The organism is Nissabacter sp. SGAir0207, assembly GCF_005491205.1.
Taxonomy (GTDB): Bacteria; Pseudomonadota; Gammaproteobacteria; order Enterobacterales; family Enterobacteriaceae; genus Chimaeribacter.
Genome location: NZ_CP028036.1, coordinates 1 through 14,512, shown reverse-complemented (window position 1 = coordinate 14,512; position 14,512 = coordinate 1). Strand labels below are relative to the sequence as shown.

Sequence of the window (14,512 nt, the reverse complement as noted above, 5' to 3'; positions counted from 1 at the left end):
GATTCTCTAATAACCCTGCGTCACGATGCGTGCGGCGTCTGCCAGCACCGCTTTGTTGCCTGCGGCGTCCGGCAGGGGCTGGGTGAAGTAGGTGACCAGCACCAGCGGGGCGTGGTTTTTCGGCCAGATCACGGCGATGTCATTGGTGGTGCCGTAATCGCCGGAGCCGGTTTTGTCCGCCGTCTGCCACTCCGCTGGCAGGCCGGCACGGATGCTGGCCTTGCCGGTGGTGTTGCCCTTCATCCAGACCACCAGTTGTTCGCGCTGGGGGGCAGCGAGCGCACTGCCGAGTGCCAGCTTGCGCAGGCTCTCCGCCATCGCCACTGGAGTGGTGGTGTCACGCGGATCGCCGGGCAGGGCGGTGTTGAGCGTAGGCTCGGTGCGATCCAGCCGGAACTGGGAGTCGCCCAGCGTCCGGGCGAAGGCAGTAATGTGCTGCGGCCCGCCCAGCCCACCGAGCAGCTTGTTCATGGCGGTATTGTCACTGTATTGCAGTGCCGCGGCGCTCAATTCGCCCCAGCTCATGCTACCGCCGACGTGCTGCTGGGTAATGGGGTTGTAGTTCACCAGATCGCTGTCGTGGATGTCGACCCGCTGGCCCAGCAGGCCCGGCTCATGCTCACTCTGTTTCAGCAATTTCCCCGCCACCATAACCTTGCTGGTGCTGCACATCGGGAAGCGCTCCGCGCCCCGGTAGCTGAACTGCCAGTTATCGGCCGTATCAATTAGCGCCACGCCTAGCCGCCCGCCGCTGCGCTGCTCCAGCTCTGCCAGCTGCTGCTGGAGTTGTGAATGGGGAAGGGAACTTTTGGCCTGCAGTGCCGGTGCCGCCAGCAGCAGGGCCGTGGCGATAAAAAGTGAACGTCTCATGGTCATCCTTGGGGGTTATTGTGGCGGCAGCTTAAAGGGTTGAATGCAGGGAAACTATCTGAAAACGAATTACAAAAGCGGGTTAATACTCTAAACCCGCTCAGGGCAGGTTCTAGCCTCAAGCCTGTTTTTTGATATTTTCAATAAAGTCGGAGACAGGGGAGGTGTCGTCCAACGCTTTCTCTGCGGCCTGTACCTGGCTCAGACAGTCAAGCAAGTATTTCTTTTGTTCTGCTTGGGCAAATCGGTTGAGCAGGTCACGCACCATTGGCTGATAGCCGATTTCATGGCGGGCGGCAATCTCCTTGAGTTGGACAATCAAGGATTTAGGCAACCGGATTGAAATTGCCTGAAGACCCAGTTGGTCATCAATGGCTGCATCTTCCTTGTCAGGAACGACGGCAACGTGCTCTTCCGACGCACCCAGATCACGGTTTTCCCATTGTTCGGCATCTTTCGCAATAAGATCAAAGTCAGTTTTCATCATGTTATTCCTCTGAACGTATCAACACCCTATTCCGTAGGCAGGGCATTCAGACGTCGCGATTATATAGGGCGATAGCCATATTTCTGGTAGAGGGAAATCTCCTGCTCATTGGGAGGGTAAGCCGTTTTCAGGATGGGTTTACCCACCGGGTTTCCTTCGCCACAAGGAATAAAGCAGACCTTTATCCATCTTCCCCGGTTCGTCTCGGCAATGAACCATTGGGTCACAGGTACTGTCAGGTTTTTTTCCCGGGTATCATAAAGCAGTCGGCCAGTGCGGTTATAGAAACATTCCCTAACCTCATCCACGGAAACACCATGTGCAACCGTGATTTTGTGCTCAATGCCAGCATCAACATGAAGCTCCATATCTTTCCCCTTGATAAGTATAGCCCAACTGTATATACAATTGTAATTTTTAATAAATTGATTAATATCAATATATTAATCATTAATTTTTAATCTTTTATTATGATGTATATACAGGGTGCCATGCCGGGGATATTACGACCTCATCTCCTCCCCGTTGGCACCAGTACGCCGCTGGGGAAGTGGGTGGCCAGCGCGTCGATAAAGGCCCGGACGGCGGGGGGCAGGCCGCGGCGGGTGGTGAAGACCAGATGCACCAGCCCCTGCTGGCCGCGCCATTGCGGTAACAGGTGCACCAACTCCCCGGCCTCCAGCGCCGCGCGGCAGATATGGTCTGGCAACAGCGCGATGCCCAGATTATCGATGGCTGCCGCGCGTACCGCGGTAAAGTCGCCGCAGGTCATGCGCGGCTCATGGCGCAGGGTGTGGGTGTCGCCGGTGTCCGTCTCCAGCTGCCACTCCATCTCACCCGGTTCGTCATGGGTGCCGAGCGTGGGGAGGTGCGCCAGTGCCTCCACGCCCGCACCCAGCCGCGCGGCCAGATGTGGCCCGGCCACCAAAATGCGCCGGGAGTGGCCGAGGGAACGCATGATCAATTCGGCATCGCTGGTCAGGGAGGTGCGGATACGCAGCGCCACGTCAATGCGCTCGCCAATCAGATCGACTGGCCGGTCAAGCGCGATCAGCTGGAGCTTGACGCGGGGGTAGCGGTGGAGGAACGCTGAGACAATGCCGGAGACCACCTCCACCATGCCGGTCGGGCAGCTAAACCGCACGCGGCCATGTGGCTCGGCGCGGCTTTCCGCGATCGCCGCCTCGGCCCGCTCCGCCTCCAGTAGCATGGCGCGGCAGTGGGCATAGAATGCCTGCCCTACCTCGGTCACCTGAAAACGTCGGCTGGTGCGCTCAATCAGCCGCACGCCCAGCCGTGCCTCCAGACCCGCCACCCGACGGCTGAGCTTGGATTTTGGCTCATGCAGCGCCCGCCCGGCAGCGGCAAAACCGCCGTGCGCCACCACTTCCGCAAAGTAGAGATAGTCGTTCAGGTCAGTACGCATTGCCGCTCCATCGTTCCATGAAAAGAACGATGAGTACCATAATTGCCTACTATTTGCACGATCAAACCAGTGTTAGTCTGTTTTCAACGCAACACACTCCCCCAACACATCATGAGGAATACGAAAATGGCACAGACCTTCGACAATAAAGTAGTAGTGGTTACCGGTGGCACCAGCGGTATTGGTTTGGCAACGGCACAGGCTTTTGCGGCGGCAGGCGCCTCCGTGTTTATCACTGGCCGTCGTCAGGAGACACTCGACCGCGCAGTCAGCCAGATCGCCGGTAAGGTAACTGGCGTACAGGGTGACATGAGCAAACTGGCAGACATTGACCGGCTGTATGATGCCGTGCAGCAACAGCATGACCAGATTGACGTGGTGGTAGCCAATGCCGGCGGTGGGGAGTTCGCGCCACTGGGGGCGATCACTGAGGAGCACTACCAGCAGACCTTTGATACCAACGTCAAGGGTGTGCTGTTCACCGTACAGAAGGCGCTGCCTCTGCTGCGCGACGGCGCGGCGGTGGTGCTCACCTCCTCAACCACCAGCATCTCCGGCACACCGGCGCTGAGCGTCTACTCCGCTACCAAGGCGGCGGTACGCAACTTCGCCCGCAACTGGATTTTGGATCTGAAGCCGCGCCACATCCGCGTCAACGCCATCAGCCCCGGCGTCACCGAAACCGCTGGCCTGAACGAACTGTTCGGCGGTGGCGATCAGGCCGAGGGCACCAAAGCCTCCCTCTCTGAGCTGATCCCGGCCGGGCGCGTTGGCCAGCCCGAGGAGATCGCCAAGGCAGTGCTGTTCCTGGCCTCTGAAGATGCCAGCTATATCAACGGCGTCGAACTGTTTGTTGACGGCGGTATGGTACAGATCTGATGGTTGCGCCTCCCCCCTGATAGGCCGTCCGGCCTGTCAGGGGCCTCTCCTTTATGGGACGTTCAGGGCAATGCCCTCCCTTGCGATTTTTCCCTTTATCCGCACTGACCACAAATCCAGCAAAATGTACCCACATGATTCGAATGGGGTGAATTGGGCGGCAAAATAAGCAAATGAAAGATAAGGCTTACGACTCTGTTGTCACTGGAATGTTACACGCCATTCCGGCAGAATATTTCTCTGCATCCCTGTCATACCGGCATCCCTTTGTTCTTCCTCTCACTTCGGCAAAAGAATTACCGTTTTTTTGTAGCAAAATTGCTATTAACAGGTAGCCTTACTGTTATGGGTTATTCACTTTAATATGTACCAAGTGGTACACTCTTGCCGCTTTATGGGGCACCCCGCAGTTATCACTCTTTTTTGCCTCATGATGTGTTTACCTCGGAAACAATCCGTCTTTTTTATGTCCCGAAATAACGTGCTGAACATCCACGTCTTCGCCGTCCGGTGAAGGGATGGACGCCACGCGATTTCTCCAGGAGTTAGTGTTATGGCTGAAAATACTGCCCGCCGTTCTAAGGCGCTGGGCATATGGTCTGTACTGTTTGGGCTGGTGCTGCTCGCCACCGGCCTGTTCTTCGCCATCGGCGGGGGCAAGTTGGCTGCCCTTGGCGGGAGCTGGTACTTCCTGATTGCGGGTATCGTGATTGTGCTGTCGGCAATCCAGTTCTTCCGCCGCAAATCCACCGCAGTGGCGCTGTTCCTGGCGGCCTTTGTCGGCACCCTGATCTGGGCGCTGGCGGAAGTCGGCCTCGACTTCTGGCCGCTGGTTTCCCGCCTGATGGTGCCGGCGGGCATGATGGTCGTGGCATTCGCCACCTGGCCTGCGCTGCGCAAGCGTGAAGGCAAAGCGCCGCTGGCAACCTTCTCCTATGCTTCGGCGGTCGTGATCGCCCTCGGCATGGTGGTGACCCTGTTCCAGATGTTCCAGCCGCACCCGACAGTGGCGTTTGAAGGTAAACCGCTTCCGTTGGTGCCGGTTGAGAAGGCCAAAGAGCAGAAGAACTGGGAAAACTACGGCAACACGCCGGGCGGCAGCCGCTTCGCCGCGCTGGATCAGATCACCCGTGACAACGTGAAAGATCTGAAAGTAGCCTGGACCTTCCACACCGGCGACGTGCCAGAAAGCCCGACCGGCAATGGCGCGGAAGACCAGCAGACCCCGCTGCAAGTGGGTGACCGCATCTTCCTGTGTACTCCGCACAACAACGTGATCGCCGTGAATGCCGACAGTGGCAAAGAGATCTGGCGCCATGAAGTGAACGCGCAGGCGGAAGTGTGGAACCGCTGCCGTGGGCTGGCTTACTTTGATGCCACCCAGCCGCTGACCCAGCCCTCCGTGCCTGGCTCCACGCCAGTCCCGGCGCCGGTACTGCCAGCGGGTGACACCTGCCAGCGCCGTCTGGTGATGAACACCATTGACGCGCGCCTGATCGCCATCAACGCGGACAACGGCCAGATCTGCCAGACCTTCGGCAACAACGGTGAAGTTGATCTGAAAGCAGGTCTGGGTGATGCGAAAGACCCAATGTACCAGCTGACCTCCGCGCCGACCCTCGCGGGCACCACTGTGGTGGTGGGCGGCCGTATCGCGGATAACGTGCAGACTGACATGCCGGGCGGCGTGCTGCGCGGCTTTGACGTGATCACCGGTGCTATGCGTTGGGCGTTCGATCCGGGCAACCAGGATCCGAACATGCGTCTGCAACCGGGCCAGAACTACGCGCGCAGCACCCCGAACTCCTGGGCGCCGATGTCCTATGATCCGTCGATGAACACCGTGTTTATCCCGATGGGCAGCTCCTCCGTTGACCTGTGGGGCGGCAACCGCACCCCGCTGGACCACAAATACGCCACCTCCATCCTGGCGCTGGATGCCGCCACCGGTAAAGAGAAGTGGGTCTACCAGACCGTGCATAACGATCTGTGGGACTTCGACGTGCCGATGCAGCCGAGCCTGATCGACTTCCCGCAGAAAGCGGGCGGCAGCAAGCCAGCCGTGGTGTTTGGCACCAAGTCGGGCCAGATCTTCGTGCTGGATCGCCTGACTGGCCAGCCACTGACCGAAGTGAAAGAGCTGCCGGTCAAGAAGGGTGATATCAAGGATGAGCAGTACCCGGATACCCAACCCTTCTCGGTAGGTATGCCGCAGATTGGCTCGGAGACCCTGAAAGAGTCTGACATGTGGGGCGCAACGCCGTTTGACCAGCTGGTCTGCCGCGTGGCCTTTAAGTCCATGCGTTATGACGGCCTGTTCACCGTGCCGGGCACCGACAAGTCCCTCAGCTTCCCAGGTTCCTTGGGTGGCATGAACTGGGGTAGCCTGTCGACCGACCCGAACAACCACTACATCTTCGTCAACGATATGCGTCTGGGCCTGTGGGTGCAGATGATCCCGGCTGACACCAGCGCCATCTCCCGTGGCAGCAACGGTGGTGAGGCGATCAACACCGGCATGGGCGCGGTACCGCTGAAAGGCACGCCGTATGCGGTGAACAAAAACCGCTTCATGTCGCCGCTGGGCATTCCGTGCCAGAAACCGCCGTTCGGTACGCTCTCCGCGATTGACCTGAAGACCCAGAAGATCGTCTGGCAGGTGCCGGTGGGTACGGTGCAGGACACCGGCCCGTTTGGCATCAAGATGAAAGCCCAAATGCCGGTCGGGATGCCGACGCTGGGTGGCACGCTGGCAACCCAAGGTGGTCTGGTGTTCATCGCCGGTACGCAGGACTACTACCTGCGTGCGTTTGACTCCTCCACCGGTAAGGAAGTGTGGAAAGCGCGTCTGCCTGTGGGCAGCCAGGGTGGCCCGATGAGCTACGTCTCACCGACCACCGGCAAGCAGTACATCCTGATCTCCGCGGGCGGCGCACGCCAGTCCCCGGATCGTGGTGACTACGTGATCGCTTACGCACTGGATAAGTAATCGTCCACGCGTTGTGACCCTGACAACGGCCCTCCCTGTGGAGGGCCGTTTTTTTTGCGTTTCTTCCAGCGGCAAAATTTGTTATTGCTTAGCGCTTTTCCATCAAGAGGGAGGCTGCCATGCCGCCACTGCCCCCCACGCCGGGGATTGTTGAAGGGTGCCTGCCGGGCCACTACGCACAGATTGCGGCGCAGAACACCTATCCCGGCTCCTGGCTCGCCAACCAGTTTGAGGACTTCGCCGAGTGGCGCGCGCAGACGCGACAGACGCTGCGCGCCGCCCTGCTGATGCCGGAGTCGCACCGCCCCTTCCAGCCGAGGCTGGTGGATGACCAGCCACGCGGCAGCTACCGCGCCCGCAAGATCCACTTCAACATTACCGACGAGAGCCGCGTCCCGGCGCTGTTGCTGCGCCCCAACCGTCCCGGCCCGCGCCCGGCGGTGCTGCTGCTGCACGATCATGGCGCGGAGTTCAGCATCGGTAAAGAGAAGCTGATCCGTCCGTGGGGCGACCGCGCGCAGCTGGCCGCCGCCCACCTCTGGGCGGATCGCTACTACAGCGGGCGCTTTATCGGGGACGAGCTGGCGAAACGTGGGTACGTCGTGCTGGCGGTGGATATGCGCGGCTGGGGCGAGCGCGGCCCGTTAAGCTACGAGCAGCAGCAGGCGTTGGCCTGCAACTACTTCTGTCTGGGGCGATCGCTGGCCGGGGAGGTGGCCTATGAGGATATGCGCGCGCTGGCATTTTTGGCTTCGCTGTCAGGCGTCGATCCACAGCGCGTCGGCGTGCTGGGCTTCTCGCTGGGCGGGTTCCGCGCCTGGCAACTGGCGGCGCTCTCCGAGCAGGCCGCTGCCACCGCCGCCCTCGGCTGGTTCGGTAGCTATCCGGGGCTGATCGCGCCGGGCAATAATTTGCTGCGCGGGCAGTCAGCCTTCTACACCGTCCATCCCGGCATCCCGGCGCAACTTGATATCCCGGACATCGCCGCGCTGGCCGCACCGCGGCCACTGCTGTTGATCAATGGGGAAGAGGACGCCATGTTCCCGCCGGAAGCGGTCAGGGCAGGCTATGAAAAGGTGGCGCGCGTCTGGGCTTCCCAGCAGGTGCCGGAGCGGCTCGACACGCGCCTCTGGCCGGGGCTGGGCCACCGGTTTGACCGCCCGCAACAGCAGGCGGTATTTGAGTGGTTTGAGCGCTGGCTCAAACCTTAGCAGCGGGAGCCGGGCCTCAGTGTTTGGTGTTGCCGTGCTCCTGCCAGTGCGACTCGCAACGCTCGATGGCCTCACCCACCAAATCGCGCAGCGCCGGTGCGCTGTCGCTGTAGCCATAGTCCATGGTGCTACTGGCCTCCTGTTTCTCCTCCTGCACGGTCAGGCTCAGCGTCTCATGGCTCTCCACCCAGCTATGGCCATCGGGCTGGCGCTCCAGGATCAGCGCGTACTCCGGGGTCTGTTTATCGGTGCCGTAGATTTCATATTTATGGCTGGGGTGGTTGTCTTCACCAATCAGCACGGTCTCAATCAGTTGTACGCGTTTCATGGATGGCTCCTTCGGTTAAAGGGGTAAGTGTAGCAACCACCGGGAAAATCGGTGGCGAAGCATTACCCTGCAAATAATTACAACATACTTATTTATGCCAACAATGGGTGATTATTGCAGACATTAATGACAGCAATAAGTCGCCAAGGGCGACACCTTTGCGTCAGGCGGTCAACAGTGGTAATTGCGACAACCGGCTCAGCGTGCGCTGGATATCGGTCAGCTCCACGCCCTCGCCAAGCTGTGCCAGCGGGCAGGTGGAGGTGATAAACAGGCGGCACTGCTGTTCATACAGCACGTCAATCACGTTGATAAACCGCTGCTGCACCGCCGGGGAGACCGTGCCCAGCGGCGGCAGATCCTCAATCACCCACTGGTGATAGGTTTCGCACAGCGTGAGGTAGTCCATGATGGCGGTGGGCGCGTCGCACAGCGCCGCAAACGCAAAGTGCAAAAAGGCGTCGGGCGGGGAGAGGGTAAAGAGCGTGCGGCTGCCGACCGGCACCGGCGTTGGCTCCGCCGCTGGCGACGGAAGCTGGAGGGCATCACGCTGCGCCGAAGTGCCGGGCAACAGGTAGCCGCCCTGGCTGAAATCCCCGTGCGTCTCACTCTGGTGAGTGCGGTAGTCCGTTTCGCCATTGAGTGACACCACATCCATATGCTGTTTGATCAGCGCGATGCCGGGCAGGAAGCGGGCGTGGTAGAGCGGGTTGGCGAGCAGCCCATCGGGCGGCTGGTTGGAGGTGGCAATCAGCAGCATCCGGCGCTGGAACACCTGCTCCAGCAACTGCTTGATCAGCATGGCGTCGCCAATGTCATTGAGGTGAAACTCGTCAAAGCAGAGCAGTTCGCACCCCTTTAACTCGGTCGCCAGTACCTGCTCCAGCGATTTGCCGGTGACCGCCATCTGCCGGTGCAGATCACGGAAGAAGGCATGGAAGTGCACGCGCTTTTTGCTGGCGATGGGCGCGGTGGCAAACAGGTAATCGACGATAAAGCTCTTGCCGCGCCCCGGCCGCCCCCAAACGTAGAGGCCATCAAACGGCGGTGCGCCAGCCAGAAAACCCTCCACCAGTTGCGCCAGGTGCGCAATCAACACCTGCTGGTCAGCATCCAGTGTCAGGTGATGCGCCGCCGCATGGGCCTGCATGGCCTCGCCAAACTGATACTCCACGCTTCTCTTCCTGCGCCACATGGCTTCTCTCCTCCATTCATCCTTATGGTGAATAGTAACCGCTTCGCCATAAATGCGATAGCGGCGAAAATTGCGTCAATCAGACCACCCAAATGAAAGATGAAAGATTTTACCTTTCATTTAATCTTTCAAAATAAAAGTTTTTGGTGTCGTTTTGTGATCTGAATGCTTTTTTATGCTCGGTTTCTGATCTAACTTATCTTCGCGGTGAATAAGAATCTTCAGCTGTTCCCTACGCGAAGGAGTTTCACAATGATTGAAAGTATTACGCACGGCGCCGAGTGGTTTATCGGGCTGTTCCAGAAGGGCGGGGAGGTGTTCCTTGGCATGGTGACTGGCATCCTGCCGCTGCTGATCAGCCTGCTGGTGATCATGAATGCGCTGATCGTGTTTGTCGGCCAGCGCCGGATCGAGGCACTGGCGCAGCGTTGCGCTGGCAACCCGGTGTCACGCTACCTGCTGCTGCCGACTTTCGGCACCTTTGTCTTCTGCAACCCGATGACCCACAGCTTGGGCAAATTCATGCCAGAGCGCTATAAGCCCAGCTACTACGCGGCGGCCTCCTACAGTTGCCACTCCATGAACGGCCTGTTTCCACACATCAATCCCGGTGAGCTGTTTGTCTACCTTGGCATCGCCAGCGGCCTGACCACGCTGAACCTGCCGCTCGGCCCGCTGGCGATCAGTTACCTGCTGGTCGGCATGGTCTCGAACTTCTTCCGTGGCTGGGTCACTGACCTCACCACCACCTACTTTGAACGGAAAATGGGCGTGCAGCTTGAACGCCAGGTTCGTCTTTAAGCGCGGAGTGCAACATGGCCAACACCATTGAGATTCACAAGGGCGAGAGCGGCTGGGGCGGCCCACTGTTCCTGAACGCCACCCCCGGCAAAAAAATTGTCTACGTCACCGCCGGCTCCCGGCCAGCCATCGTCGATCGGCTGCGCGAGCTGACCGGCTGGGAAGCGGTGGACGGCTTCAAGGAGGGCGAGCCGCCGCTGGAGGAGATTGGCGTGGCGGTGATCGACTGCGGCGGGACGCTGCGCTGCGGCCTCTACCCGAAACGCCGTATCCCGACCATCAATATCCACGCTACCGGCAAATCCGGCCCGCTGGCGCAGTTCATCACCGAGGACATCTATGTCTCCGGCGTGCGCGCCACGGACATCCGCGCGGCCAATGACGCCGATGCGCCCGCGCTGCGGCCGGTGCCGGAGCGCGCCCCGGCCACCGGGCGGGAGTATGACAGCAGCAAAAAGATCACTGAGCAGAGCGACGGCCTGCTCGCCAAGGTGGGCATGGGCGTTGGCTCGGTGGTGGCGGTCTTCTTTCAGGCCGGGCGCGAAACCATCGACACCGTGATCAAAACCATCCTGCCGTTCATGGCCTTCGTGGCGGCGCTGATCGGCATCATCATGGCCTCCGGGCTGGGGGATCTGCTGGCGCACGGCCTGACGCCGCTTGCCAGCAGCCCGGTGGGGCTGGTGACGCTGGCGCTGATCTGCTCCTTCCCGCTGTTGTCGCCGTTCCTTGGCCCCGGCTCGGTGATTTCACAAATCATCGGCGTGCTGGTCGGCGTGCAGATTGGCCTTGGCAATATCCCGCCGCATTTGGCACTGCCAGCGCTGTTCGCCATCAATGCGCAGGCGGCCTGTGACTTCATCCCGGTCGGCCTGTCGCTGGCGAACGCCAAGCAGGAGACGGTGCGGGTGGGCGTGCCCTCGGTGCTGGTGGGGCGCTTCCTGACCGGCGCGCCCACTGTCCTGCTGGCGTGGGCGGTGTCCGGCTTTATCTATCAATCGTAAACAGGAGTGACCATGCAAACCCTTTATGAATCCACCTTTACCGCCGTCGGTGCCTGCGCGCGTGAGTCGCTGGAGGAGAACTTCCTTATCACCTTTGGCGAGGGCGCGCCGCAAGAGGTGGCGGAGTACTGCTTTATCCACCGGCCAGCCATCAACCAAGGCGGGCCAGTCGCGGCCGGTGCAGTGGTTGCCATCGGTGAGCAGCGTTACCCGGTCACGGCGGTGGGCGAGGTGGCAACGCAAAACCTGCGTGAGCTGGGACACATCACCCTGCGCTTTGATGGGGCAGCGGTGGCTGAGTTTCCGGGCTGCGTGCATGTCGCTGGCACCCTGCCGCGTACCATCGCACCGGGCCAGACCTTTCGTGTATTGAGCGATTAATCAGGAGATTAAAATGAATCAGGTTGCAGTAGTCATCGGGGGTGGTCAGACACTGGGGGCTTTCCTGAGTGAGGGGCTGGCAAAAGAGGGGTATCGGGTCGCGATTGCCGATCTGAATGTCGGCAATGCCCACGCGCTGGCGGAGGAGATCAACCAGCGTTACGGCGCGGGGCGCGCGGTGGGGTTGCGCGTGGATGCCACGGATGAAGAGAGCGTCATGGCGCTGGCGCGGGCAGTGGATGAAACCTTTGGGCGCAGCGATCTGCTGGTCTACAGCGCGGGCGTCGCCCGTGCCGCGCCCATCACCCAGTTTATGCTGAATGATTTTGACCTCTCCTTACAGGTCAATCTGGTCGGGTACTTCCTCTGTGCCAGAGAGTTCTCCAAGCTGATGATCCGCGACGGCAACGGCGGGCGGATTATCCAGATCAACTCCAAGTCCGGCAAAGTGGGCAGCAAACACAACTCCGGCTACAGCGCCGCCAAATTTGGTGGCGTGGGGCTGACCCAATCACTGGCGCTGGATCTGGCGGAGTATGGCATCACCGTCCACTCGCTGATGCTGGGCAACCTGCTCAAGTCGCCGATGTTCCAGTCGCTGATCCCACAATATGCGGAGAAACTCGGCCTCGCGCCGGGGCAGGTGGAGCAGCACTACATCGACAAGGTGCCGCTCAAGCGGGGCTGCGACTATCAGGACGTGCTGAACATCCTGCTGTTCTACGCCAGCGAGAAGGCCGCCTACTGCACCGGCCAGTCCATCAATGTCACCGGTGGACAGGTGATGTTCTGACCCATCCGGCAGCCGCGTGCTGCCGTTGTTTTCAGGAGGTAGGGAGTGGCATCAGTCAACGCGTTAATCCTCTGCGCCATGCTGGCGTGGTTGGGGCAGATTGGCCTCGGGTGGCTGCAAATCCGGCGCTTCAACCGGGCGCTCTCCACGCTGGCGGCACAGGGGCGGGTCGGCATTGGCCGTGCGGGCGGTCGCTTCGCCCCACGGGTGGTGGTGGCCGTCAGTCTGGATGAGGATGACCGGGTCAATGGCAGCTTTATGCTGCGCGGCCTGACCGTGTTCGCCCAGCCACGCCCCTTAACGGAAGTGATGGGCCTGCCGCTGGCGCAAATTGATCCGCCGTCACTCTTTCCGCATCACCCGGCGCTCTCGGACGCTCTGGCGTTAGCGATTTTAAATAAAAGATGATACCTTTCATTTTGAAAGCTTATCCCAGTCTGCGCGCCCGATTCGGGCCGCCCATGCCGCTGGGAAACGTCAGGATTGAAAGGGCCGCTTAATGAAACCAAAACAGCGTCAGGCACAGATACTCGAATACCTCCAGGGGCGGGGCCGCACCACCGTAGAGGAGCTTACGGTGCACTTCGCCACCACGGGCACCACCATCCGCAAGGATCTCTCCCTGTTGCAGCAGGAGGGAGCGGTGATCCGCACCTATGGCGGGGTGATGCTGAATCGGGATGAGGGGGACCAGCCCATCGACCGCAAGACGTTAATCAATATTGAGAAGAAGAGGCGCATCGCCGCCGAGGCCGCCGCGCTGATCAACGAGGGCGACTCGCTGATTTTTGACGCTGGCAGTACGGTGTTGCAGATGGTGCCGCATTTGGCGCAGTTCAACACGCTCACCGTGATGACCAACAGCCTGAGCATCGTCAATGAGCTGGTGGAGCTGGACAACGATCAGGTGATTCTGATGCCGGGCGGCACCTACCGCAGCACCTCCGCCTCCTTCCACGGCAGTCTGGCGGAGTCGGCATTCAGCCACTTCAGCTTTGACAAGCTGTTTATCGGCGCGGACGGCGTCGATCTGGAGGCAGGCGTCACCACCTTCAACGAGGTGTTTGCCGTCAGTCAGGCGATGTGCCGCGCCGCGCAGAAGATCATCCTGCTGGTGGACGCCTCCAAATTTGGCCGCAAAAGCCCGAACGTGGTCTGCCAGCTGGACGCGGTGGACGTGCTGATCACCGACAGCGACCTGCCGGAGGCCACCGCCGAGCGTTTGCGCGAGAAGGGCATTGAGCTGATTATCGCCGCGCCATCGGCCTAAACCGTCTCGCCCATCGACCGCTGGAGCGCATCCAGAAACAGCGTCACCCGCGTGGGCAGGTAGCGGTGGGAGGGGAACAGCGCCCAAATCGCCAGCTTCTGCGGGCTAACATCCTCCAGCGCGATCGCCACCAGCTCCCCACGGTGTAGCTCATCGCGCACGTCCCAGGCGGTGAGCTGCGCCAGCCCCATCCCGGCGGTGCAGAGCGCCCGCACCCCCTCCACGTTGCTGCTGCTGAACCGCCCCTCCACGCTGATGCTGGTGGGCTGCTCCCCATCCAGAAAACTCCACTGCAACACATTGGTCAGCCGCAAGCAGGCGTGGTGCGCCAGATCCTGCAACACCCTCGGCGCGTTATGTCGCTCCAGATAGGACGGGGCCGCGCAGAGGATGCGTGGATTGTCGGCAATCTTGCGGGCAATCAGGTTGGAGTCGCGCAGCGGGGCGATGCGGATCGCCACGTCATAGCCCAGCCCAACGATGTCCGTGATCTCATCACTCAATTGCAGGTCGATGCGCAGCGCCGGGTTGGCGGTGAGCAGCGCGGGCAGCAGCGGCATGATGGTGCGACGGCCAAACCCTGACGGCGCGGTAATGCGCAGCAGCCCGCTCGCGCCCTGTTGCTGCGGCGAAAAGAGGCCGAGCGCGCCCTGTTCCGCCTCGGCCAGCGTATGGGCATAGGGCAGGAAAGCCTCGCCCTCCGGCGTCAGGGAGATGGCGCGGGTGGTGCGGTGCAGCAGCCGGACGCCGAGCGTCTCCTCCAGCGCCGCCAGTCGGCGTGACACCGTCATCGGCGTCATCTCCAGCCGGCGGGCCGCCTGCGTCAGGCTGCGGGTGGTGCTGACCATCAGGAACACATGGATCTCTTTCAGGTTCAT

The 14,512-nt window shown here is 60.7% G+C and carries 16 protein-coding genes; 9 read left to right on the top strand and 7 right to left on the bottom strand.

The window, feature by feature from the left end; genetic code table 11:
- Positions 1-6: 6 nt before the first annotated feature.
- From bla to C1N62_RS17745, 4 genes are all read right to left on the bottom strand, one after another.
- Positions 7-876: a class A beta-lactamase gene (bla, locus tag C1N62_RS17760; RefSeq protein ID WP_168195904.1), complete on the bottom strand. Its 870-nt coding sequence runs from the start codon at positions 874-876 to the stop codon at positions 7-9.
- A gap of 112 nt (positions 877-988) precedes the next feature.
- Positions 989-1,357, bottom strand: a complete 369-nt coding sequence (locus C1N62_RS17755; RefSeq protein WP_137765067.1) for a hypothetical protein — start codon at positions 1,355-1,357, stop codon at positions 989-991.
- A 59-nt stretch (positions 1,358-1,416) separates the two neighbouring features.
- Positions 1,417-1,725 (bottom strand): ADP-ribosyl-(dinitrogen reductase) hydrolase, encoded by a 309-nt coding sequence (locus tag C1N62_RS17750; protein ID WP_137765066.1) that lies wholly within the window; start codon positions 1,723-1,725, stop codon positions 1,417-1,419.
- A gap of 143 nt (positions 1,726-1,868) precedes the next feature.
- On the bottom strand, positions 1,869-2,783 hold the full coding sequence (locus tag C1N62_RS17745) for a LysR family transcriptional regulator (protein WP_137765065.1): 915 nt from the start codon (positions 2,781-2,783) through the stop codon (positions 1,869-1,871).
- A 126-nt stretch (positions 2,784-2,909) separates the two neighbouring features.
- Between C1N62_RS17745 and C1N62_RS17740 the strand changes: the two genes are divergently transcribed.
- The 3 genes from C1N62_RS17740 to C1N62_RS17730 all read left to right on the top strand — a co-directional run bounded on the left by C1N62_RS17740 (position 2,910) and on the right by C1N62_RS17730 (position 7,862).
- On the top strand, positions 2,910-3,662 hold the full coding sequence (locus tag C1N62_RS17740; protein ID WP_137765064.1) for an SDR family NAD(P)-dependent oxidoreductase: 753 nt from the start codon (positions 2,910-2,912) through the stop codon (positions 3,660-3,662).
- Between the two features lie 553 nt (positions 3,663-4,215).
- Positions 4,216-6,651 (top strand): glucose/quinate/shikimate family membrane-bound PQQ-dependent dehydrogenase, encoded by a 2,436-nt coding sequence (locus C1N62_RS17735; protein ID WP_137765063.1) that lies wholly within the window; start codon positions 4,216-4,218, stop codon positions 6,649-6,651.
- Positions 6,652-6,770: 119 nt separating this feature from the next.
- On the top strand, positions 6,771-7,862 hold the full coding sequence (locus C1N62_RS17730) for a dienelactone hydrolase family protein (protein ID WP_137765062.1): 1,092 nt from the start codon (positions 6,771-6,773) through the stop codon (positions 7,860-7,862).
- Between the two features lie 16 nt (positions 7,863-7,878).
- Here C1N62_RS17730 and C1N62_RS17725 read toward each other — a convergent pair whose 3' ends face one another.
- Positions 7,879-8,190, bottom strand: coding sequence for a hypothetical protein (locus C1N62_RS17725; protein ID WP_137765061.1), 312 nt, complete (start codon positions 8,188-8,190; stop codon positions 7,879-7,881).
- A gap of 163 nt (positions 8,191-8,353) precedes the next feature.
- Positions 8,354-9,385, bottom strand: a complete 1,032-nt coding sequence (gene zapE, locus C1N62_RS17720; RefSeq protein ID WP_370465607.1) for a cell division protein ZapE — start codon at positions 9,383-9,385, stop codon at positions 8,354-8,356.
- A gap of 252 nt (positions 9,386-9,637) precedes the next feature.
- Between zapE and C1N62_RS17715 the strand changes: the two genes are divergently transcribed.
- The 6 genes from C1N62_RS17715 (at position 9,638) to C1N62_RS17690 (ending at position 13,634) form a co-directional block, all read left to right on the top strand.
- Positions 9,638-10,186 (top strand): PTS glucitol/sorbitol transporter subunit IIC, encoded by a 549-nt coding sequence (locus tag C1N62_RS17715; RefSeq protein WP_137765060.1) that lies wholly within the window; start codon positions 9,638-9,640, stop codon positions 10,184-10,186.
- Between the two features lie 14 nt (positions 10,187-10,200).
- Positions 10,201-11,190, top strand: a complete 990-nt coding sequence (locus C1N62_RS17710; protein ID WP_137765059.1) for a PTS glucitol/sorbitol transporter subunit IIB — start codon at positions 10,201-10,203, stop codon at positions 11,188-11,190.
- A gap of 12 nt (positions 11,191-11,202) precedes the next feature.
- Positions 11,203-11,571: a PTS glucitol/sorbitol transporter subunit IIA gene (locus tag C1N62_RS17705; protein WP_137765058.1), complete on the top strand. Its 369-nt coding sequence runs from the start codon at positions 11,203-11,205 to the stop codon at positions 11,569-11,571.
- 13 nt (positions 11,572-11,584) lie between these two features.
- Complete coding sequence (gene srlD / locus C1N62_RS17700; protein ID WP_137765057.1) at positions 11,585-12,364, top strand: sorbitol-6-phosphate dehydrogenase; 780 nt, start codon at positions 11,585-11,587, stop codon at positions 12,362-12,364.
- A 45-nt stretch (positions 12,365-12,409) separates the two neighbouring features.
- The gene (gutM, locus tag C1N62_RS17695; RefSeq protein WP_137765056.1) at positions 12,410-12,772 is read left to right on the top strand and encodes a transcriptional regulator GutM; all 363 of its coding nucleotides are present in this window, start codon (positions 12,410-12,412) and stop codon (positions 12,770-12,772) included.
- Positions 12,773-12,863: 91 nt separating this feature from the next.
- On the top strand, positions 12,864-13,634 hold the full coding sequence (locus C1N62_RS17690; RefSeq protein ID WP_137765055.1) for a DNA-binding transcriptional repressor: 771 nt from the start codon (positions 12,864-12,866) through the stop codon (positions 13,632-13,634).
- Here the strand turns inward: C1N62_RS17690 and C1N62_RS17685 are convergent.
- A complete protein-coding gene (locus C1N62_RS17685; RefSeq protein WP_137765054.1) occupies positions 13,631-14,512 on the bottom strand; it encodes a LysR family transcriptional regulator in 882 nt (293 codons plus the stop codon). The two genes, C1N62_RS17690 and C1N62_RS17685, sit on opposite strands and share 4 nt — an antisense overlap.